Origin of the sequence: Cupriavidus sp. YR651, assembly GCF_900101625.1 — a bacterium.
In the GTDB taxonomy this organism is placed as follows: domain Bacteria; phylum Pseudomonadota; class Gammaproteobacteria; order Burkholderiales; family Burkholderiaceae; genus Cupriavidus.
The window spans coordinates 506,996-527,787 of record NZ_FMYZ01000004.1; the positions used below are offsets into that span (position 1 = coordinate 506,996).

The 20,792-nt window shown below is 59.7% G+C and carries 22 protein-coding genes and 1 pseudogene; 9 read left to right on the forward strand and 14 right to left on the reverse strand.

Translation table 11 applies throughout. The annotated features are described in order from the left end of the window. Positions 1 to 212 precede the first annotated feature (212 nt). A complete protein-coding gene (locus BLR29_RS14960) occupies positions 213 to 1,418 on the forward strand; it encodes a DUF4382 domain-containing protein (RefSeq protein ID WP_092137771.1) in 1,206 nt (401 codons plus the stop codon). Between the two features lie 69 nt (positions 1,419 to 1,487). Here BLR29_RS14960 and BLR29_RS14965 read toward each other — a convergent pair whose 3' ends face one another. Further along, positions 1,488 to 2,168, reverse strand: a complete 681-nt coding sequence (locus BLR29_RS14965; protein ID WP_092137772.1) for a YitT family protein — start codon at positions 2,166 to 2,168, stop codon at positions 1,488 to 1,490. A 259-nt stretch (positions 2,169 to 2,427) separates the two neighbouring features. Further along, positions 2,428 to 2,916 (reverse strand): cache domain-containing protein, encoded by a 489-nt coding sequence (locus BLR29_RS14970; RefSeq protein ID WP_092137773.1) that lies wholly within the window; start codon positions 2,914 to 2,916, stop codon positions 2,428 to 2,430. 464 nt (positions 2,917 to 3,380) lie between these two features. On the opposite strand from BLR29_RS14970, the gene BLR29_RS14975 reads away from it, so the two are divergent. Further along, the gene (locus BLR29_RS14975; protein WP_176860957.1) at positions 3,381 to 4,214 is read left to right on the forward strand and encodes a tyrosine-protein phosphatase; all 834 of its coding nucleotides are present in this window, start codon (positions 3,381 to 3,383) and stop codon (positions 4,212 to 4,214) included. A 241-nt stretch (positions 4,215 to 4,455) separates the two neighbouring features. On the opposite strand, the gene BLR29_RS14980 is transcribed toward BLR29_RS14975, so the two are convergent. Both BLR29_RS14980 and BLR29_RS31980 read right to left on the reverse strand, forming a co-directional pair. Then, a complete protein-coding gene (locus BLR29_RS14980) occupies positions 4,456 to 4,806 on the reverse strand; it encodes a 4a-hydroxytetrahydrobiopterin dehydratase (protein WP_092137774.1) in 351 nt (116 codons plus the stop codon). Next, the gene (locus BLR29_RS31980) at positions 4,790 to 5,113 is read right to left on the reverse strand and encodes a hypothetical protein (protein WP_143018466.1); all 324 of its coding nucleotides are present in this window, start codon (positions 5,111 to 5,113) and stop codon (positions 4,790 to 4,792) included. The genes BLR29_RS14980 and BLR29_RS31980 overlap by 17 nt, the downstream gene beginning before the upstream one ends. Before the next feature lie 734 nt (positions 5,114 to 5,847). Between BLR29_RS31980 and BLR29_RS14990 the strand changes: the two genes are divergently transcribed. The 3 genes from BLR29_RS14990 to BLR29_RS15000 all read left to right on the forward strand — a co-directional run bounded on the left by BLR29_RS14990 (position 5,848) and on the right by BLR29_RS15000 (position 7,889). Continuing rightward, positions 5,848 to 6,306 (forward strand): RidA family protein, encoded by a 459-nt coding sequence (locus BLR29_RS14990; RefSeq protein ID WP_092137776.1) that lies wholly within the window; start codon positions 5,848 to 5,850, stop codon positions 6,304 to 6,306. 133 nt (positions 6,307 to 6,439) lie between these two features. Next, positions 6,440 to 6,709 (forward strand): MoaD/ThiS family protein, encoded by a 270-nt coding sequence (locus BLR29_RS14995; protein ID WP_092137777.1) that lies wholly within the window; start codon positions 6,440 to 6,442, stop codon positions 6,707 to 6,709. Positions 6,710 to 6,743: 34 nt separating this feature from the next. Further along, a complete protein-coding gene (locus BLR29_RS15000) occupies positions 6,744 to 7,889 on the forward strand; it encodes a WD40/YVTN/BNR-like repeat-containing protein (protein WP_092137778.1) in 1,146 nt (381 codons plus the stop codon). 325 nt (positions 7,890 to 8,214) lie between these two features. Here BLR29_RS15000 and BLR29_RS15005 read toward each other — a convergent pair whose 3' ends face one another. The 5 genes from BLR29_RS15005 to BLR29_RS15025 all read right to left on the reverse strand — a co-directional run bounded on the left by BLR29_RS15005 (position 8,215) and on the right by BLR29_RS15025 (position 10,932). Next, positions 8,215 to 8,418, reverse strand: a complete 204-nt coding sequence (locus BLR29_RS15005; RefSeq protein ID WP_092137833.1) for a cold-shock protein — start codon at positions 8,416 to 8,418, stop codon at positions 8,215 to 8,217. 222 nt (positions 8,419 to 8,640) lie between these two features. Beyond that, positions 8,641 to 9,285, reverse strand: a complete 645-nt coding sequence (locus tag BLR29_RS15010) for a HugZ family pyridoxamine 5'-phosphate oxidase (RefSeq protein ID WP_092137779.1) — start codon at positions 9,283 to 9,285, stop codon at positions 8,641 to 8,643. Between the two features lie 60 nt (positions 9,286 to 9,345). After that, entirely contained in the window at positions 9,346 to 9,867 is a 522-nt protein-coding gene (locus BLR29_RS15015) for a GNAT family N-acetyltransferase (RefSeq protein ID WP_369804616.1), read from the reverse strand. Between the two features lie 233 nt (positions 9,868 to 10,100). Then, the gene (locus BLR29_RS15020) at positions 10,101 to 10,532 is read right to left on the reverse strand and encodes a GNAT family N-acetyltransferase (RefSeq protein WP_092137780.1); all 432 of its coding nucleotides are present in this window, start codon (positions 10,530 to 10,532) and stop codon (positions 10,101 to 10,103) included. A gap of 82 nt (positions 10,533 to 10,614) precedes the next feature. Further along, positions 10,615 to 10,932: a hypothetical protein gene (locus BLR29_RS15025; protein ID WP_092137781.1), complete on the reverse strand. Its 318-nt coding sequence runs from the start codon at positions 10,930 to 10,932 to the stop codon at positions 10,615 to 10,617. A 364-nt stretch (positions 10,933 to 11,296) separates the two neighbouring features. Here BLR29_RS15025 and BLR29_RS15030 point away from each other — a divergent pair, with 364 nt between their 5' ends. Next, entirely contained in the window at positions 11,297 to 11,740 is a 444-nt protein-coding gene (locus BLR29_RS15030) for a hypothetical protein (RefSeq protein ID WP_092137782.1), read from the forward strand. A 1,028-nt stretch (positions 11,741 to 12,768) separates the two neighbouring features. On the opposite strand, the gene BLR29_RS32865 is transcribed toward BLR29_RS15030, so the two are convergent. Beyond that, the gene (locus BLR29_RS32865) at positions 12,769 to 13,020 is read right to left on the reverse strand and encodes a hypothetical protein (protein ID WP_092137835.1); all 252 of its coding nucleotides are present in this window, start codon (positions 13,018 to 13,020) and stop codon (positions 12,769 to 12,771) included. Positions 13,021 to 13,495: 475 nt separating this feature from the next. Here BLR29_RS32865 and BLR29_RS15040 point away from each other — a divergent pair, with 475 nt between their 5' ends. Next, positions 13,496 to 14,116, forward strand: a complete 621-nt coding sequence (locus BLR29_RS15040; protein ID WP_092137783.1) for a hydrolase — start codon at positions 13,496 to 13,498, stop codon at positions 14,114 to 14,116. A 308-nt stretch (positions 14,117 to 14,424) separates the two neighbouring features. Here the strand turns inward: BLR29_RS15040 and BLR29_RS15045 are convergent, their stop codons facing one another. Beyond that, on the reverse strand, positions 14,425 to 15,306 hold the full coding sequence (locus tag BLR29_RS15045; RefSeq protein WP_092137836.1) for an NmrA/HSCARG family protein: 882 nt from the start codon (positions 15,304 to 15,306) through the stop codon (positions 14,425 to 14,427). Positions 15,307 to 15,371: 65 nt separating this feature from the next. Next, a complete protein-coding gene (locus BLR29_RS15050; protein ID WP_092137784.1) occupies positions 15,372 to 16,391 on the reverse strand; it encodes a zinc-dependent alcohol dehydrogenase family protein in 1,020 nt (339 codons plus the stop codon). Positions 16,392 to 16,490: 99 nt separating this feature from the next. Between BLR29_RS15050 and BLR29_RS15055 the strand changes: the two genes are divergently transcribed. Then, entirely contained in the window at positions 16,491 to 17,420 is a 930-nt protein-coding gene (locus BLR29_RS15055) for a LysR family transcriptional regulator (protein ID WP_092137785.1), read from the forward strand. A gap of 218 nt (positions 17,421 to 17,638) precedes the next feature. Here the strand turns inward: BLR29_RS15055 and mnmH are convergent, their stop codons facing one another. Further along, complete coding sequence (mnmH, locus tag BLR29_RS15060) at positions 17,639 to 18,787, reverse strand: tRNA 2-selenouridine(34) synthase MnmH (RefSeq protein WP_092137786.1); 1,149 nt, start codon at positions 18,785 to 18,787, stop codon at positions 17,639 to 17,641. Then, on the reverse strand, positions 18,784 to 19,857 hold the full coding sequence (selD, locus tag BLR29_RS15065; protein WP_092137787.1) for a selenide, water dikinase SelD: 1,074 nt from the start codon (positions 19,855 to 19,857) through the stop codon (positions 18,784 to 18,786). Before selD ends, mnmH begins: the two co-directional genes overlap by 4 nt. A gap of 788 nt (positions 19,858 to 20,645) precedes the next feature. Between selD and BLR29_RS15070 the strand changes: the two are divergent. After that, a pseudogene (locus BLR29_RS15070) lies at positions 20,646 to 20,792 on the forward strand (cysteine hydrolase); the annotation flags it as partial.

Consider the following 20,792-nt stretch of genomic DNA (forward strand, 5'->3'; position numbering starts at 1 on the left):
CAGTGCTTATATCGAGTCGACGAAGGCCATACAGGTAGTGGCTAAGAGTGCCAAGCTGCAGCCGGATAGCATTGTTTTGCTCCACGCGCTACTCCCCACCGTTTCTTGCGTTGCAATTCGCGCTCACTGGTTGAGTGATAACAAATGCTTACAATGACAGCGCATCACTCAAACTATGCTCGCCAGGACATAACTGTCTTCCGGGGGGAATCATGAATGCCATACCTTTCGTGGCGTCGCCACTGCGGCTGCTCGCACTGAGCAGTGCGCTTGCTCTTGCCGCCTGTGGCGGAGGTGACGACGGATCGTCGAGTAGCAGCAATACCGGCACGTTGAGTGTGTCGATGACCGATGCACCGGCTTGTGGCTTCGATCATGTCTATGTCACCGTTGACAGGGTGCGCGTCCACACCAGTGCAGGCGCAGACCCCAGCGGCGGAGGATGGGTCGATATCCCGGTCAGTCCGGCCCGACGGATCGACCTTCTGACACTCTCCAATGGCGTGCTGACTAACCTCGGACAAACGGCGCTTCCGGCTGGCACGTACCAGCAGGTCCGCCTGGTTCTCGTGGCCAATGGAGCCGGCGCACCAGCCAATTCGGTGGTGCCCAGCAGCGGTACCGAACAAGCGCTTGATACCCCGAGCGCCGTGCAGAGCGGCATCAAGATCATCCGTCCCTTCACGGTCGCGCCCAATACGCAGAGCGACCTGGTGCTCGACTTCGATGCCTGCAAGTCGGTCGTCACGCGTGGCAACGGCACCTTTGGCCTCAAGCCGGTGGTGACCGCAGTGCCGATGGTGGCAAGCGGAGCTGTGACGGGTGTGGTCGCCTCGGCACCGGGCGCTCGGGTCTTTGCTGAACGCAATGGCGTCGTGGTCAAGGCGACCGTTGCAGACGGCAACGGTAACTTTACGCTGTCGCCCATCGAGCAAATCAGTACTACCGACAAGGTGGATGTGGTGATAGTGCCAACGTCGACGACCGGGCGTGGCACCGGCATCGTACGCGGCGTGCCGGTTGTGGCGGGCGGCAGTACCGCCGTCGCAACCGCGGCGGCACCGCTCAGCCTGCCGACCTCGACGTTTGGCAAGGTATCGGGGACAGTCACGCCGGCCGGTTCGGAAGCAACGGTCCGAGCCTTGCAGCAAACCGGTGGCGGAACTTTCGAGATTGCCTCCGCGGCGGCGTCCGACACTGGCGCCTATAGCCTGTTCCCGGCGCAGCCGGCACTGCCGCTGGCCGGGCCTGTGGTTGGAACTTACGTGGCCCCGCTGCCGTCAGGGGGAATCCCTCTGACGCAGGATGGTTCCGTGGCAGGCAAGTACGGCATTCAGGCTACCAGCAGCTCCGGCACCGTCATTACCCAGCAGGTCACTGTGACCACGACGGGCCTGACCCAGAACTTTGCGTTCTGATGCGCGGGTGCCAGTACTGGCACCCTGCGATGCGCGCCCTCGTTGCTGCCCCCATTCGCCGTCCGATCGTCACAAAGGAGAAGCACTATGAAAGGGAAGCTCGCAGTTGCCGGTATGTTGGTGGCATTTCATGCTTTTGCGTTGTCGCCGCAGCCGCCTGCAAGCTCTCCCAGGCCGCCTGCGTCGGCAACCATGAAGAACATCCTGGAAGCGCGCGAACTCCGGGTCTGCACTCCTGGCGACTACAGACCTTTCAGCTTCATGAAGAGCCCTGACGTGTACGACGGGATTGACGTCGATCTCATGACATCGCTGGCCCTGAAGCACGAGAGCAAGGATGCCGACACCGCCGAGGCTCGCCTTGTGCCGAAACAGAATCAGGAATCCGTTACCCAATAGTACGCCTCCAAGTATTGCAGCAAGCGTGGGATCGAGCGTGGCGAAGCTGAGGCAGCGTGGCAGCAAGTCGGCTTCCACTGAGAACAACAACACGGCCACGAACGTCCGGAAAGTGAACGTCGCGCCCATGAATTTCCACGCAAGCCAGTAGAAGGGCAGGTTGAAGACGAAGAACGCTACGCTGAACGGCATGCCGCCGAGGTAATGGGCAAGGAATGCCAGACCAGCCGTACCGCCCGAAAGCAAACCTGCCTGCTTGAACATGGATACCGCCAGTGCGACAAGCAGTGTGCCTATCAGCAGTGCCTGCAAGTTCTCTATGGGGGTGTGTTGGGCGATTGCAGGCTTCATGGCAGAGGGGGCGAAGATGGCTTCGATACCTGCCCATCAAGATAAGTCGGGCGCAAGCCGGACTACAACTGACAAAGTGTAGCGACGCTGGACGAGCCCTTGCATGATCCTGGTCAAGTGTCAGCCGCCAAGCTGCGGGTTTGTTCAGCACTGGCTTCGTCGTCCAATTGATCTCCCCCGGACTGTGTCGATGCAAACGGCTGCTACCCGCTCGTCTCCTCGCGACCCTCCGCAGCCGTAGCCTCGCTGAGGCCGGAAGCTACTCCGAATAGAAGCCCGAAGCCACCAGGCCTGGAACCCCGTCGATCCTGACAGCCTTCACATAGGTCCACTTATGCGACGGCTGAGCCTGCCCCGGTCTCAGGAACATGTAGTCCACCCAGCCCGATTTTTTGGATTTTGCCGTCTGGATCATGGCGTCGTGAAACAGCTTGCCGTTGCTATCTTTCTGGCCGCTGACATTGGTCCCCTCACGAGTTGGAAAGGCCGGATTCAACAAGACATTTGCCTTCAGATCGTAGATGAACAGATAGGTGTCACCATGGAACCATTCGCTGCCTTTGACCCTGAACTCGGAAAATGCGGCCTTGCCTTCCCTGTCAATCAACGCTGCAGCTTTGTCGACCAGTGCTTCGGTTTGTTTTGCTGTCTCGGACATCGGTGGAGATGACTGGGAATATGCCGGCGACACGAAGCTGAATATTCCAACCAGTAACAAGATACTGGTAAAGAGAGTTTTGCCGTTCATGACGCTATCTCCTGCTGCCGAATTCAGCGTTCCATACATCGTCGCAAAGAACATTAGTGCACGAAGCGAAGCCGGGCCAGACTCGCTTTTTCTCGCATCGCATAGGTCACTTGGCATAGTGACTGCTGACAATGTCGACTACTCGATATCGGATGGTTGTGAGTGACGGAAACAGGCCCGGTCTCTGCCTTCCGCTTGTCCGCGTATCGGCTCGATTGCGCCAGAGGCAACATCCGACTGTTTATAGGTAGTTCGGCGTAGCCGGGTCGGACGGCGATAGTGGCCGGGGGAGCGGCCATCCCCTTCGTTCTGCCGTACCGTTGATTCCGGGTTTTCCCGGGGTGTCCCGACGCATCAAACGGTCGTCCCGAAATATCAAGTGGCCAGCCGCATCTTCGTCAATACTGCCTCGCGTGCACCGGGGGATTACTCGGGCGCAGGTTATGAAGAGACCCAGAGTACGAATGACAAGCCAGATCTCATCACTTCTATCGGGAGCCGCAGCGCGAGCGTTTTCGGCGACAAGTCCCACTTCTGCGGTTGCCCTCACCGGCACTGCGCTGCCACTTGAGAACGTCCACAATCTGCGCGACCTCGGTGGCCTGGTCAGCCGCGACGGCAGGCGCGTGCGGACGGGCCGACTATTTCGCGGCGGCAACCCGGGCTTGGCAAGCACCGCGGACATCGCACGGCTGCGAGCGCTTGGGCTCGACGTCGTGATCGACTTTCGCGCCCTGGAAGAGAAGTCCGATGCAGAAAGCGGATTTACCAATGCGTTCAACTGGGTGGCCCTTCCAGTGCTGGAAGGCACCATGAGCATGAGCGAACTCGTGCCGCGACTGCGATCCGGCACGCGTCAGGACTTGGACGACTTCATGCTGCAGGTGTATCGCGATTTCCCGATCAAGCACCAATCTGCCTTTGGCAAGTTCATGAAAGAGGCAGAAGCAGGCCGAACATTGATGTACCACTGCAGTACGGGCAAGGACAGGACGGGCTTCGCCACCATGCTGTTGTTGTCGGCGCTTAATGTGGCGCCGGACACGATTCTGGCCAACTATCTGGAATCGAACCACTGGAACCAGCGACTCATCCGCGACCTGTTGGCTCGCCTGGCATCGCTGGCAATCTCGCCTGACGTGGCGATGCCGTTGCTAGAAGTGCGGGCAGGTTACCTCCAGGCGTCGCTGCGGACTATTGAACAGGAATGGGGCAGCACAGCCAATTTCTTGAGCGAGGCGCTGTCTGTGGACGTGAAGTGTCTGCAGGAAAATTACCTCGAGAGGGAAGCAGGCTGAACGGCCTAAGCAGCCATTACCTGTAGCCCAATATTGCCTGCCCCCAAAGGAGCCCCTTGCACGGGGCTGCTTTGGCCGTGCTTTTACCGTCGAAGTGCCAGAGAGCAAACGGCGGGAACTGGCCGGGGTGAGACGGCTGTCAGCAGTCGCAAGTCGACATGCGCGCCCACATCGCTTTAGCGACTGCGTGGTAGCCGGTCGCGGCGCAAACACACCGGGCGACCTGCCTGCCTGAAACGCGCTACGCGTCCTGCATGGCCTCCTCCAGCGCAGTCGTCTTCGCCGCCATGATGAAGTCGTTGCGATGCACGCCCTTGATCTTCTTGGTGCGCCACGAGACCGTGGCATGCCCCCAGCCAAAGCTAATCTCCGGATGGTGCCCCTGCGCTTCCGCGAGCTGGCCCACGCCGTTCGCGAAGGCCAACGCTTGCGCGAAGTTGCGGAAGGTGAAGCTGCGCTCCAGCCGCCCGCCATCGTCAGCAAGCGTCCAGCCCGGAGCTTCCTGCAACAGCGCCTCTGCCTCTGCACGCTCCAGCGGCGGCACTCCGCCCCGGCAAGGCGTGCAGGTTTGGGATTCAAGTTTCTCGCTCACGTCTGTTGTCCTCTTGTGTGGCGCGCTGCAGGCTGCCCGCGCGCCAGGAACGCATCAAGCCGCTCTCGACCGGGGCGGCCAGATGGGCTCCATTGATTTTCGGCGAGACTGCAGTTTCCTTTGCGGCATCACAACGCAGCCCCACCACCTCCCCTTTGAGAGTGTCCGCGCGGCGGTCTGTCTGCGCACCGGCATTGGTGCTGACTCTGCCACCTTTTGATCCGCTGGCAATGGCCGCAAAAAGGTCCGAGTCCGCTCGGGTTCTTACGCCACCCAGGTCCCACTCCTCGCGTTGCAGGATTACCATGCCGCGTCTTGCCTTGCCGGGGTCCGTGCTCACAGTCGGCGTGGTTTCTCAATAGCGGTAACTGTTACCAGGGGGAGCCTAATCGAAGCACAAAAGTGCGGTCGGGCGGCATACAGGCACAGGAGCCGTCGGTCGTCTGGTCTGCTGCCGCCGTGATAAACGGCGTGTCTTCGTGACGTGGTGATCAGCGCTTCACGCCCTATTGCCGCCGATGCCGACCTTGCCGCGCCCAACCTTGCGATGCGGCACACAGGGGCGCAGCCTCTTCCTGGAGCTAGCCGTCAACGTGACGTGCTCCGAGGGATAGCGGGTCGTCCTATGCAGCGCGGCCTGGTAGGCAGGATGCCCCGGATCTATGCGCCTGATAGCTGACATGACTGGTACCTCCTCCGAGGATTCTAGTCCGAAAAGACACGGCGATTATGCCGCCTTCCTGAACGCGCCATGTGCTACCGCCTGGACGAGCAATTGAGGGTTGGACACTGCCTGATATGGCTTGCAGCAGGTTTGGGCGCGCTCTGGCTAACAACGTTTTTCAGTGCCCGCTCCACTTGAGGTGGATCGCCTCGTTGTGTTGATCCTTTCGGGCGTTTTATTGAGCATATGTCGCCTCGAGATTGGTATCACGCAGGTCTAAAGTTGAACTCATGACCAGCTGACGAAAGCGTCACGCAAAAACACATGCAACTTGAATGGAAGCAAAGATGACCAATCGCACCATCAGGAGCTCAGATATGACCATCACGACTGCGACGAACGGGAAAGAAGTCGCCTATCACGGTGTGCCGGCAGAAGATGACTACGGCTATGCACAGGCGATCAAGATCGGAAACACGATCTATGTGTCCGGCCAGCTCAGCCACGACGACAAAGGGCGCATGATCGCTCCTGCCGCGCTCGATGAAACAGGCCGGCCAGTCGACTTCTCGACGATGGAGGCGCAGATGCGGGTGACTTATGCAAACGCGGAAAAACTCCTCGCGCAGTTTGGGGCAACCCTTGATCACGTCGTGGAAGAGACTCTCTATGTGCTCGATGTCGATGAAGCGTTTTCGGTAGCAGGCAAGGTGCGCAAGGAATCCTACGCAACTGCGCGACCTCAGTGCGCCAGCAACCTGATCGGCGTATCGAGGCTCGCGTTTCCTGAGCAACTCATTGAAATCACCTTCAAGGCGGTACTGCCTACGGTATAGGCGGTGCTGCAAATCTCAGCCGCGCGTCCGATCTACCCTGTCGTCTGGTGTAGCGTGATGCGCCGAAGCCACATAGCGAATCGCCTAAACTACAACACCAACGGACACGGCCGTTCCCGCGCGGCCCCCCTCCATGGCGCACATCTTCTTCGCAGCTTCGATTCAGCGACATATTGCAACGCCTGAGCGCGAGATCGACGCACGCACGCTTGGTGAAGCACTCGAGGCCGTCTTCGCAGTGCAACCTCAACTGCGCGGCTATATCCTTGACGATCAGGGCTCGCTGCGAAGGCATCTGGCCGTGTTTGTTGACGGCCGGCGCGTGCGCGACCGACAACATCTGTCCGATGCACTCGGCGAGAAAAGCCGGGTGTACGTCATACAGGCGCTGTCGGGTGGATAACGGGATTCCAGTCGTACTCGAGGAGACACTCGACATGAGCGATCGATTGCTTGTCGCAACTCGCAAGGGATTGTTCATTCTGCAGGCCAATGGCGAAGGCGGCTGGACCCTCAGCGAGCCGCATTTCGTCGGCGAGCCCGTAAGCATGGTGCTGCCTGATCCGCGCGACGGCTCGCTGTATGCCGCGCTCAATCTCGGCCACTTTGGCGTGAAGTTGCATCGCCGGCGCGCGGGCATGAAGGATTGGGAAGAGTGCGCAGCCCCTGTCTACCCGCCGCAGCCAACCGGCGAGCGTACGGGTGACGGCGCGAACGCGAGTGCGGACGATGCAAGCGCCGCTGCGCCCAGCCCACCGTCTCCTCCCTGGACGCTTCAGCAAATCTGGTCGCTCGAATCAGGTGGCCGGGACGAGCCGGGCGTCTTGTGGGCCGGCACGATTCCCGGCGGGCTCTTCCGTTCCGACGATGGCGGCGACACTTGGGTGCTCAACCGCACGCTGTGGGATCGTCCAGAGCGTCGCGAATGGTTCGGAGGCGGCTACGACGCGCCAGGCATCCATTCCGTGATGGTCGATCCGCGCAACAGCCGGCACGTGACGATCGGCGTGTCGTGCGGCGGCGTCTGGCAAACCACCGACGGAGGCTTGACCTGGCGCGTGACTGCCGACGGCATGGAGGCCGATTACATGCCGCCGGATCGGCGCGGCGATGCCAACGTGCAAGACCCGCACCGCGTTGTGCAATGCGCGGCCAACCCGGATGTGCTATGGACGCAGCATCACTGCGCAATCTTCCGCTCGACCGACGGGGCGGCGCACTGGCAGCGAATTGAAGCGCAACCATCGAGCTTCGGCTTCGCCGTGGCCGTGCATCCGCGCGAGCCGGACACCGCGTGGTTCGTGCCCGCCGTGAAGGACCAATGCCGGATCCCGGTAGACGGGCAGCTCGTCGTCACGCGCACCCGCGATGGCGGACGCACGTTCAAGCGTTTTTCGTTTGGGTTGCCGCCCACACCGGCGTATGACCTGGTGTATCGGCACGGCCTCGCCGTAGATAACTCCGGCGCACGCCTAGTGATGGGATCGACCACCGGCGCGCTATGGACGTCCGACGACGGCGGCGAAAGCTGGCATTTGATTTCAGCGCATTTGCCTCCTGTTTATTGTGTTCGTTTTGGATAAGGGCATGAGGCGGGCTAGTGAGGCATAGCACGCCAGCGTTCCAGCAGGTTCGACGATGAACACCAAGACAGTCAACACGGGCGGCCGTTCACTTGACGGTGCCGACGTCGAAACTTTTGAGCGCGTCGACGGCTAAATGACGCTTCATGGCCGGCCTCGACCGGCCAAGGGGCCGTCCTCTCCCGAAAATATCCTCGATAGAAACGAATCCCCAGAAAACCGATGAGTTTGCTGGGGATTTTGGTGAATCAAGCCCCGCTTACCCGCGCGTATGTAGAATGGCCAACGCGATTGGAAGGGCTACTTGTACTGCCGGGGCGAGCGTCTATAGCTTACGAATCTTTGATGCCTGTGGGCCTTTCTGGCCTTGCGTGACTTCGAACTCTACTTTCGCGCCTTCCTCGAGCGACTTGAACCCATTACCTTGGATTTCCGAGTGATGCGCGAACAGGTCTTTGCCGCCGTCATCCGGCGTGATGAAGCCGTAGCCCTTCTCGCTGTTAAACCACTTCACGGTACCTGTTGCCATCTCATCCTCGACGCCAAAAGCATGCCAACCTGCATGCAAAGAAAGTTGTCAGACGCTGAACTCTCCGGCGCAGGAATTCGCTGCCGGCCGCTTCTTGTGTCGTTAGCATATCGTGTCGCGCTCCCTAGCGCCAAGCGCCCCTTGCTAGGGTTTACCTTTGGCGATGGGCGGCGAGTCGCGAGGGCGGGATGCTGGTGGGGACTGATGCCAGAATCATGCCCATCAACTAAGGCCCGTTGCGGCGTTCAACGCTGTGTTCAGAATTGTTTCTGGTAGCAGCGGCTGTGTCGGGAAGCGGAACCTCTTTCGAAACGCGCCGGCTACGTAGTCCAGGCCATAGCAATCGATGCCGAGTACGCTAACCCCAGCTGGCACAACGCGCGAGACCTCGCGGACAAGAGTAGCCTCAGTCTCTCCGGACAATTGGCCCACTGCGTCCAGGTCGGCCTTATCCAGCCATCCCATCCGTCCGAGGCCTTCGATGAACCTGACTCTCATTGTGTTCAAGCGGAAGAACATGAAGTCCAGCGCCAGTTGCCGCTCGGCCCCCGGTTCATAGCGCAGGTAATGAGCAAGAAACGCCTGACTTGGTTCGAACTGCTCGGCTTCGCCAACAACCGTCAGCCGGCGTGCCGTCTGAATGTCAGTGGCTTCGGGTTGCAGCACTGACAAGCTCACCCTCGAATCTGCTAGCAAATTCTTAGTGTGCTCGGCCAAGGCGCTGATACAGACTACCGGGCGATGAGCTTCGTCTGGGACATATGGCACCACAGTCGCATACGGGTAACCAGGCAGGATGGCTGAGTGGGTAGCAAGCGTTCCGTAGGCTGCCTCGTGCAGGAGATTGACGGCGCGTTCGACAAACATTCTTCACTCGGTTTGCTGGTCAACCGCATCTCATCGCTATCCGATGAGGTGCTGCTCTTGCTATGTTAGTTCACATCGCATGCAAAGCACTGATGTTCGGGCCGCACGCTGGACAGCTGGCGAAGACCTAATCTCCAGTGGCACTTTCTCAGCTGCGACGAGCGAGAATCCCCAGCGAGCGAAGTAGGCGGGAGCCACTGTGGAGAAGATATAGGCTTCGCGTGCTACTGTACCCCGGGCACGCATCAACAATGCCTCAACCAAGCACCCAGCGATGCCTCCATCTCGGTACGCCGGCTCAACTGCTACGGAGCGGATAAGAACGCTCGAGCCGTGACGCTCAGCTGCTGCACATCCGATAATGCGGTTCTCATACAGCGCAACGTGGAAGTCTTCGATTATCTCGGAAGTATCCGAGGTGGGGAGGCCGCACTGCTCAAGCAATGCAGCTACATGATGCCAATCTGAACGAAAAGCCGAGCGTAGAACAACGTTGGTCAGCATGAGGATGTGACTCCTGTGTGCGTCCTTTGCGGCCAGGAAGGCCTGCGGTGCGCATCTAATAATATCGAAGGCATTCATGTTGCCTTATGTGTGTGTCATTCTGACGGTCATGCCACCGCCGATACACCGTTCAGGGAGACTATCATCGAGGAGCAGGCCGGGCTGTAAGCGATTGTGATCGACGCTCTCTGCACCAAGCAGACCCCGATACTCAACGTGAGATTCCTGCCGTCGAAGAAGTGATGGTCGCTCACTTGCTGAGCGAACACTCGTAGTAGCGAGACGGCTGGCGATGCATGCGGAAGCAGGTGCTATAGCTCAGCTTTCATGACTGTCCCTGTGTGGGGCCCGATATCCGAGAACTCATGATAAGCCAGCAGTTCGTCAGGTATGGCCGCACGGTCGACTGGCGTGAAGCCAAGGCGAGAGAAATAGCCAGCGGCAAATTCAGTTCTGAGGACCAGGGATTCGACGCCACGCAGACGTACATCGGCTACCAAGGCAGAAACCATTAGAGCGGCGAGGCCTGCCCGTCTTGCCCGCTTCGCCACGGCGACTCCTTGTAACAAGGCTACTTTGCCACCGAGTTCTTCGATACCGGCGCATCCAAGGAGGCCGGTCCTGTCCCGGCTGACATGAAATTGCACCGCTTCACTACGTATTCCACAAACCGGCAGTGAACACGAGCGAAGCAAGGCTTCCACATCACGAAGGTCTTCCTTGGTCGCATGACGCGGCCTCATAGGGTTGCCTGTAAATCTTAATGCTAGATGACGAGCGCCCCGGCATTCCGCTTGCTACTCGCAAGCCTAGCGCTCGCCAATTCTAGTCATCGTAGTTGTCATGCCAGCGTCGCCATTCGCGTCGACGCTCGCGCCATTCGTGCTCTCTCCATCGCCGCTCGCGCCATTGGCGCTCTCTCCAGGCGCGGCCCTGCCAGTCGTCGTAATAGTAGGCCGGAGCCGCTACCACGGGCGGCGGCTGAACGACAACGGGAGCTGGCTCGTAGTAGACGGGCGGCGGGGCGACAACCGCTGGCACAGGGATGCCAATACCAATACCGACGTCCACCCGCGCCTCAGCCATGTTGGAGCCAAGAGCGGTAACGCCGACCAGAAGCAAGAGCGCTGCGGCCTTTCGCATGATTCTCTCCTTACCTTTCTTGCAGAGACTCTAGGTCAGCATGGTTCGACGATGTATTAGCAGATTCGCACAGCGGTGAGTTTGTGTAACGCGACGTTGATGCATAGGTGTCCGGCCGGACTTTCTGGGGCTCCTACACAACCGAGCATCTTGTGCGTGGACCGAGTCCTTAGCGCTTCCGATAGGGCGAAAAGCCGTGCTGGCGGTGGAGGCACATCCAGCCGTACTCGGGACTTCAGCTTGCCTGTTTCACAACTTACGGATTGTCACGAGTTCTGAGTCAACTCGGCTCGGGGCAGCACCGTTTTGTCCGATAAGCAAGGCGCCTTGCCGAGCTGCTAAATATCTCCCAGGAGTTCACGTCATGAAGAAGCTGTTCGCTGCTCTCGCCTCTGCAGCCCTCGTCGGTACCGCTTTCGCGCAGACTGGTGTACCAGCTTCCGCGACTCAGCCGCAATCAGGCGCGACGAAGGACCAGGTGAAGGTCGTCAAGGAAAAGAGCCCCACACAGGCAAAAGCCGACAAGGACAAGAAGGGTGTCAGCGCGCAGGGCGATGAAGCAGGGGTTCAAGCCAGCGCCAACAAGAAAAAGGCAGACGTAAAGGCTGATGCTAGCAAGTCCACCGCCAAGGGCACCCACCACAAGGAGAGCAAGGTGAAGTCGGCCAATGCAGAGGCTGGTATGGCAAAGTCTGAGGCAAAGAAAGATTCCGACATGGTGAAGGCCAAGGCAAATGTGGCGAAGCCCGAGGTGCAGCCAGAACTCACGAAGGCCGCAGCCAGCGTGGACAAGACGAAGAAGCAGTAACCTGCTCCTATCGGGCGAACCGAGGGGTCGTTGCCAGGGCCAAGGCCGCAACAACGTAGCCTGAGTGCAGGAGCTTTGCGGAGAGCGAGGGTGAGCTGAAACGCCAGCCTGGCTTCTCCGCATTTGTCATGTTTGGGGAAGTGGAATGAAGGCGTTTCTCGCATTGGCAGAGCGCCGTTTAATGGGCTCATGAAGACGGCGCAGTATCGTCTGCGGGGATAGTCTTATGGATATCTACCAGTTGCGGTTGGTCTCAACGGTCGACCCTCGATGGCTAGTCGCCGAACATAGGGGACGCGTAGTTGTCGAAAACAATCAGGTAACGCTGGACGGGGAGCGGCTGGAGATAGTCAGCTTGCAGCGGTCAAGGCGAACGGAGGCAGTCACACTTGCCTCTGGTACTTTGCTCGAAGTTTGGCAGCATTCCAATGGAGTGTTTGTCGGTGCTAGGACAGAGGACGTCGACGATGCTCGTGCAGCGAAGACAGAGAGGGAAGAGGCAGCCGGAGTCGCGCTTCGTGAAAGTGTGGAGCGTCTTCGTACTCAAGCGCTTACATTCAATGCGAGTTTGGCGATTCCAGTTCGGTGGGTGCCTGGTATCGTTGCGGATGACTCGAGAAATGGCTCGCAAGTGCCTACCCAGGACAAGCCAGACCGCGATGTTCACGTCCTGTTAAAGCGGGCCATTCGTGATGGGCGGCTGATACGTGTGGCGGGCGATACGCTGTGCAAGCGCTTGGGCCAAACCGGTGGTGAGCGCCGGTCCGCACGAGGGCTGGACATGCACACCCGGGTATCTTGCCCTACGTGTTTGACTGCGGCGAAGCGGTGGCAGAGCGACTAGTAGAAACTTCCCACTTCAGATGCCCAGCGAGAAACTAGTCCACGCGCGGTCACCTCTGTTGCCGGACTTCCGTGCTCAATCGCCGATATGTTGCGTACATGATGGGCCGGCCGAGAGACCGGGGATCATCAAGTGCGCACGAGGTTGCTGCGTGGTCTGTTTGGCACGAGCTGGGAATGACTGCTCACAACGAGAGAATGTCCGTGCTCATTGGCGGCCTCTCCACCGCGGGCGGAAACACGCGCCAGCACCCATCATCGTGCCGAAAGAAAAATAACGCGCGCAAACCGGCCGGTTGCGCGGTCTCGACGCATACGTAGCGTCGCCGGCCCGAAAGGGTGCGGCTGAATTCCACTACGTGGACCGACGTCATGGGGCCAGGTGCGAGCCATTTGTCGACCTGAAAACGCAGCGACTGCTCATTTGTGCATTTCATGTCCCCCTTCATCAATCCCCCGGTTCTGTCTGCCGCTGCGCTCCAGAGGAGCCCAACAATTGTCAGAATCGCCCGGGAGGAACGCTGCGCTGCAACGCGTTACTTGACGCACTTTGCATGGCGGCCGAACCTTGAGAAAGCACTCTAAGTCTAGGTCATAACTTCACGCCCCTACATATCTTCTGCAAAACAGCAACAGTGGGAAGGCAGGCCATTAGATGTCCGCAGGCGCCTCCCGGGCACTAGTGCTTACGCACTGCAGTATGCTGCGGTCCACAGTCGCGTTAGTAGCAATAGAGAAACGGCCGAAATTTGCAGAAGGTTGACCACGCGCTTGGCGGCACCGGTAATGTCGCCACAAGTGTCCGATCCTGCGCGCGCTGGAAGGCGTACTTGGGTACCCGGCGACGATCGACTAGCCTGAATGTCTTGGGGCGCTGCGTTACTTAATTTCAGCTTTTGAGGCAGGTGCAAGATGGACGAACTCAATTCTCCGCAGGAGTGTGCACTGGTGCTGGTGGATCCGCAGGCAGGCCTGGGATTCGCGGTGCAGTCGATGGACCGCCAGCAGCTACTCAATAATCTCGTGGCACTTGTCGAGACCGCCCGGACATTTGACGTCCCCACGATTCTCTCGACCTCGGCAACGAAGGTGTATAGCGGTCCTCCGTTTCCGGCCATTCGCGAGCTGTTGCCCGATGTTCCGGTGTACGACCGGCGCTCCATGAACCTATGGGAAGACGATGCCGCGCGGCAGGCAGTGATTGCCACCGGCAGGAAGAAGCTGCTGTTCGCGGGCATGCTGACCGAAGCCTGTGTGTGCTTCCCGGTCCTGTGCTGCCTGTCCGAGGGTTACCAGGCCTTTGTCGTGGCGGACGCCTGCGGCGGGGCGACCGTCGATTCCCATCACTACGCACTGGACCGCATGCGTTCCAAAGGCGCGGAGGTGACGAGCTGGTTGCAGGTCCTGCTCGAGTTCCAGAGGGACTGGACGCGCAAGGAAACCTACGACCGAGCTCGCGGACTGGTGGAGCGCTTTGGCGGGGGCTATGGCATGGGCCTCAAGTACGCCAGGGATATGTTGGTCAAGCCATAATTCGGGCGCCTGTTTTCGACCCTTCTGAGCCATTCGACTGCGCTGCGGCGAAGGGCTGAGTCGGCCGAAATGCGGGGCCATCTGACTTGGAAGGTTGGTAGCCGTTGGCGCTCCCATCCCAGCCGTTGAATTGGGGCGCCGCTTCAAACAGTTCTACGGCCGTACAGGGGCCGATGTTGGTCGTGGGAGCGACACAAGCGGGTACCACTCTCGGGACGCTGGACACGCCTCGTTGCCTTTACTGCCTGTTAGTCCGGGAAAAAAGGAGACCTGCTCAGGGCCTGCCGATCAATTCATCCCACGCTAATTCATGCGGCTTGAAAGCGCTCTCGGGCCCATTGCAGAAATGGCGTCGGCTGCCTGCCTGCGATCCTTTTGGCACGAGCAATCTCGTCGGACAAATGCGAACCCATATAAGTGTGGGCTTCGAAGTAGTCGAAGGTCGCCTCCACTTCCGCCGGAAAGACACCGGCTGGAACACGGTTGAATGAAAAGTGAAGCCCCAATTGACGGAGGGTCGCGATGATGTCGTTAAAGCTCATGAGATCGCCGACGAGGGGCAGGTACTCACCATGACCTGCCTCGTCCGGATGAGCGAACGCCCCGGCGACAATATCACCCAACTCATTGATGTCACCCATGTGGATGCCACGCGCGTCAGGATTGAGCGGAAGACTCCAACCCAAGGACCCATCTGGCTGCTTCTGCGGCGCCATCACCCCCAAGAGATTCTGGTAATAGAACGGCGGAACGACGTAGGTGTAATACGCGAAGCCCGCTTCCCGCACGATTCGGTCGATCCGGGCCTTTCCCGTATAGTGAGGAACGTTGAACCTGCCACCGCTGATTGCTTCGACATCGGGTAGCGTTGACCAAACAAGGTGTTCGACGCCGGCATCTCTGGCTGCAGCTATCGCTGCTTTCGCCTGCTTGAGCTCGTCAGTGCCTTCTTGCCAGAAATTCGTTACGAGGAAAAGGCCATACGCTCCATCAAGCGCCGGCAACAGTGTTTCAGGGCGATCCAGATCAGCCTCGACCACTTCATCCGCGAGGTCGCGATGCTTGCCTGGCTCTCGTGTCAGTGCGCGCACCTTGAATTTGTCGCGAGCCTTCAGAGCACGCACCACTGCGCTCCCTTGCTGGCCAGTTGCGCCGATTACAGCGATGACTCTCTTTGTATTGAGCGGCATGTCAATCCTCATGAGTTGGTAATTGGTTGAATTCCAGGAGCGCTCTCCTGTGTGCACGATCGCTGCTATCTTTCACCGGGATTTTCGATATTGATGACAATCTTTCCGAATGGGGCGCCGCGAACCTGCTGTTCAAACGCCTGCCTGGCATTCTCGAACGGCAAGCGGTTGCCGATAATCGGATGGAGGTCATGGCGTTCGATGACGGTATTCATTTCCTCGAACAACTGACGCGAGCCGACCCGAATACCGCGTACCGTGACCGTGCCGCCAAGGATTTGCATCGGGTTGATCGCCCCTTTGGTATTCATCAGGCCGACGAAATGCACGGTTCCTTCCCGGGTGGCTGCCTGGACCGACTGCTCCAGAGTGTCCGGTCCCACGGTGTCCACGACGTGGTCGACGCCGCTGCCGTCTGTCAGTAGCCGGATTTCCTTGTGCCAATCCGGATTGCGTCGATAGTTGACAACGTGGTCTGCGCCAGCCTTGATGGCCTGCTTGGCCTTTACGTCGTTCGACGAGGTCACTATTGCTTTCGCACCAAGGGCCTTTGCAAACTGGAGTGCGAATAGGGCAACCCCACCCGTGCCAAGGATCAGCACCGTCTGTGAAGAACGGACGTCCCGGACTGCGTTCCAGGCTGTTACCGCGGCGCACGGAAGCGCTGCGCCTTCCTCATAGGACAGGTTCTTTGGCAGATGTACCAGGCCCTCCTGATTGAAGAGCCGATACTCAGCCAAGGTGCCGTCGATGCCGTGCCCAAGGGTCGTGCTTGAATCGGCAGCATGCTTCGGGATCGGGCCGTAGAGCCAGTCCTGCACGAAAAGGCCTGCAACCCGGTCTCCCGGCACAAAGCGATTTACGCGAGATCCAACAGCCACGACTTCTCCGGCGCCATCTGACAGCGGCACCGTCGGGCGGGGCAAGCGAATACCGTTGTCGCCAGCAATGTAGAACGTGTCCTTGTAGTTGAGCGAGGCCGCGTGCATCTTGACAAGCACTTCATGGGGTTCGGCAATAGGAATTGCCTCTTCAGATACCTGCAGTGAATCCAGGTGGGGTGCAGTCAGTCTGTAGGCGCGCATATCTGTCTCGTCTGGCAAGGCTGCGATGGTAGTGCGCCCCGGATTAGTTGAACAGACGGTACAATGGGATGCACTCGTGCAAAAATGGAATAATTCCCAATGGACCTGAACGACATCGCGCTCTTTGTTCACGTCGTGCGCTCGGGAAGCTTCGCCGAGGCTGGCCGGCGACTGGGCATACCGCCCAGTACCGGTAGTCGGCGAATCCAGCAGCTTGAGCGCGCGCTCGGCGTCCGGTTGCTGCAACGATCCACGCGACGTCTGGCACTCACCGATGCCGGGCACTTGTTTTTCACGCAATGTGCCGAACAGGTCGACGCGCTGACGCAGTCGGCGCAGCAATTGGTTGACACCAGCAAGTCCCCAAGCGGCAGGGTTCGTGTTGCGGCGGGGGTGGATTTCTTCAACTGGTTCCCGCCAGACGAGATCGCCGGCTTCCTGACGGCACATCCAGGCGTGCGTCTGGAGTTCGAATTGAGCGATGCGCGCGCCGATCTGCTGGGAGACGGGATCGATGTAGCGTTCCGGGCAGGTAAGCTTGACGAGCCAACACTGGTTGCAAGGCAGATCGGCCGGGTCCGCTGGACGATGGTGGCGAGTCCCACCTATCTCGCTGCACGCGGCGTGCCGAGTTCGCCGGAAGCGCTCTCGGGGCACGACTGCATTGCGCCGCCGGCGCGGACGGGCGCGTCAGTGTTCTGGCAACTTGACGGCTCGCATGCTGGCGCGGAGATTCCCGTCAGCGGGCGCTTCCAGGTCAATACCCTGCAGGCTCAACTCGGCGCAGCCCTTGCCGGACTAGGTATCGCGTTGCTGCCGGCATTGACGACTGCCACACATATTCGGGAAGGTCGATTGCGGGAGGTTTTGCGTGGCCACGGACAGCGAGACGTGGCCGTGTATTTCGTCTACCCGAGCCGTCGACACATACCTCGTGCCGTGACTGCATTCACCGACTTCGCGGCGGCGGTCATGCTCGAGCACGGCATGATAGAACCACAGTTTTCTGCCAAGCCGTCTGTGGGCTGAACGGACCAATTGAGGGGAAGGTCGAACGACTCTTCATGGTGGGAACCGCCGTAACTGAATCCTGAGTCAACGGCAGAGAATCGGCCGCCTCGGTCATCGAAGATCCGGTATCGACTGACTTGGCCGAGCTCGGACATAGGTCCATAGATTTCCTTTTTGGGCCGCATGGCGCGACCGCTCAAGGCAGCTACCGACCCTCAGTCGTACGCCTGGTTGTTTCAAGTGTCCGTTTCGGCGCCGTCATCGGACATTTGAAATTCTATTGGAGTGCGGATCGAAGGCGAGTTAGCGGTATCCGAATTGCGGTTGGCGGGCTTCCCGGGCACCGACGTCGCGACAACGTGTCTCGCCAAGGTCTCCACACTTTCTTCCGATAAGTCATCGACGGTAATGATGCGTCGATTTGCCCAGTCGTAAAAGTGCTTTCGCTGGGATCGTGAATACGCAGGATCGTAGTGCCTGGTCGTTAGCTCGCCGAACAGGTCGGACAGATTGCCAAGCCGTGCCATGCTCTGCCAGGCTGCGATGGTCTCCTTGCCGTGCAATGGCTTGAGGAGCTCGAGTTGTCCCGCTAGCCATTCGGGGCGGTCGCCCAGATAGGCATAGTCGCGCAATAGAAACGCCAGGCGCGCGGGTAGCGATACCATGATCTCGACGCAAGGGCTTGCACGCATGCGCTCGACCAGCGGCACGGGTACGTTGAGGCGTCCGATACGCGCTCCTTCGCCCTCCACGAAAAGTGGCCGAGACAAATCAATCTTCTCGATGACGGCCGCGATACTGGTCTCGAATGCGATTTGAGAAGGCTGCTGGACGCCGGGAGTCGCCCCAAGGAGGGAACCCTTATGCCGGGCTAGCGCTTCAAGATCCAGCGTTTGTTCGCCTTGCGCGGCCAGAGCCTGCAGGATCCGGGTTTTACCGCTCCCAGTCGCGCCGCAGATCACTACCAGCGGCAGAATTGGGGCGTGCGTTGTGATGGTGTCGATCACATGACGTCGCCACGCCTTATAGCCGCCGGCAAGTTGCTGGGCATCCCAACCGACCATACGTAGCCAGGTGGTCATGGCGCCACTGCGCATGCCACCCCGCCAACAGTAAATAAGTGGCTTCCAGTTGGACGGACGCTCCGCGAAAACCCCACGCAGGTAGCGAGCCAGATTGGCCGCCACCATGGCGCCGCCGATCCGGCGAGCCTCAAATGCACCGACCTGTTTATACAATGTCCCCACGATGCGGCGCTCTTCGTTGTCGAGTACTGGGCAGTTCAATGCTCCAGGGATGTGGTCCAACTCGAACTCTGCTGGCGAGCGCGCGTCAATAATCGTGTCGAAAGTATGACGATCGGTAACGCGTACAGGGGATTTCATGGCAGGACCACCAGCCCGGGCTCGCCGGCCTCGATCCGTCCGATGACAGCGGCGTCGACGAAGCCCTGCTCCTGAAATAGGCGCACGACGTTGTCTGCAGCCTGCGGCGCGCAACTGACGAGCAACCCGCCGCTGGTTTGCGGATCAGTGAGCAGCGACTGGGCGATCGCAGGCAGCGCAGTGTCAAGCTGAATCTCGCTGCCGTAGCTCTCCCAATTGCGCCGGGATGCGCCAGTGATATTGCCCTGCTCCGCGAGCGGCGCTATCCCGGGCAACAGCGGCAGACGGCCCCAATGAAGCACCGCTCTCAGGCCTGCGCCCCTGGCCAGTTCCAGCGTATGACCGGCGATACCAAAGCCGGTCACATCGGTAAGCGCGTGGACATCCTCTAGCTCCGCAAGCGCAATACCAGGGGTATTCAGCTTCGTGGTGGCATCGATCAGATGGCCGTACCCAGCTTCGCTGAGTGCGCCCCTTTTTAGCGCTGCGGACATGACGCCCACGCCCAGCGGCTTGCCAAGAACAAGCACATCGCCAGCGCGGGCATCGCGGTTGCGCCGGATCCTGGATGGGTGCGCCAGCCCCATGACGACCAGCCCGTAAATGGGCTCGATCGAATCGATGGTATGCCCGCCCGCGATCGGAATGCCGGCTGTGCGACATACGGATTGCCCCCCCTCAAGCACCTTGCCGATCACCTCCACCGGCAACTGATTGATGGGCATGGCGACCAATGCAAGCGCCATGATAGGTCGCCCGCCCATTGCATAGATGTCGCTGATCGCATTCGTGGCAGCTATGCGGCCGAAGTCGAACGGATCATCCACGATCGGCATGAAGAAATCCGTTGTCGCAATGAGCGCCTGCTCCGCATTGAGTTGATAGACCGCTGCATCATCGGACGTTTCGATGCCAACGAGCAACTCCTTGGGCATGAATCCTGCCCCGCTGCCACGCAGGATTTCTGAGAGGACTCCCGGGGCGATTTTGCAACCACAGCCCCCGCCGTGAGAGAAGCTGGTCAGCCGCACTTGCGGCGGAATTGCCTGGTCCTGGGGAATGGAGTTCATGCTTGTCTCGGTGTCGATGGAGCAGCCAGCGCACTGGTGGAAACGCCATTATCACCCTTCCGAAACCGCTGGCAGGAGGAAGGCTCGACCGAGGTAGGGCAGCGCAGAGCAGAACGTTGGATCGGAGCAAGGGCAACGCCTGAGCTACGGATCTTCGTTTCCTGAGCTTTGGGGGGGCAGGCAGGAAGTGACAGACCCAGTCGCATGGATTGGTGGGCGGCCGACTGACCGAAGAGGGTCTGGATATGGCCACTAGGCCACGACTGGCCAATGTCCGCTTGTGGCCCGGCAAGCGCCTGATCGACCCCGAGATCGGCTACGCCGGCGCCAGCCGGCAGGAGCCGAACTTGGTCGTCAGACCATCGGCCTGCCCAGGGCGGACGCTGCTGGACCGAGGATGACTAGTCGCAGCGTGTACTGCGGACCACGCAACGCATGGCGCAAAGATTGGTGCCGATGTGACAACAGTGTGGGCACCGTGGCAGCACTACTGACATGCCGTGCCTGAGTCTAGGATTCATTCCACGCAGTTTCTGCGGCAAGCAGAGCAGCGCAGGTTCGGTGAACGCAACGTCAGTCAGTTCACCCAGTATTCATCTTGACCCAACGTCCTAACGAGTTTCACCAGCCCCCAGAACTATCCAAGAAGTTCATGGCAGTGCGTCTACTGCATCTGCTCGTGTTACGGAATTGAATGGAGAATCATTGTGTGTGAGACCCCAGAATTTCACGGCCGCCGTACTTTCTTGAAGAGCACGGTTGCCGCCGCCGCAGTTGCGTCTAGCCAACTGCCCTCGCTGGCCAACGCAGCGCCGGCCGGTGGCGTCGCCAAGTACGCAGATCCGTCCAAACCGGCGCTGCCCAAGACGGGCATGAAGCTTGACCTCGCGCGCGTTGCGTTCGTCGTCATCGATCCGCAGATCGATTTCATGAGT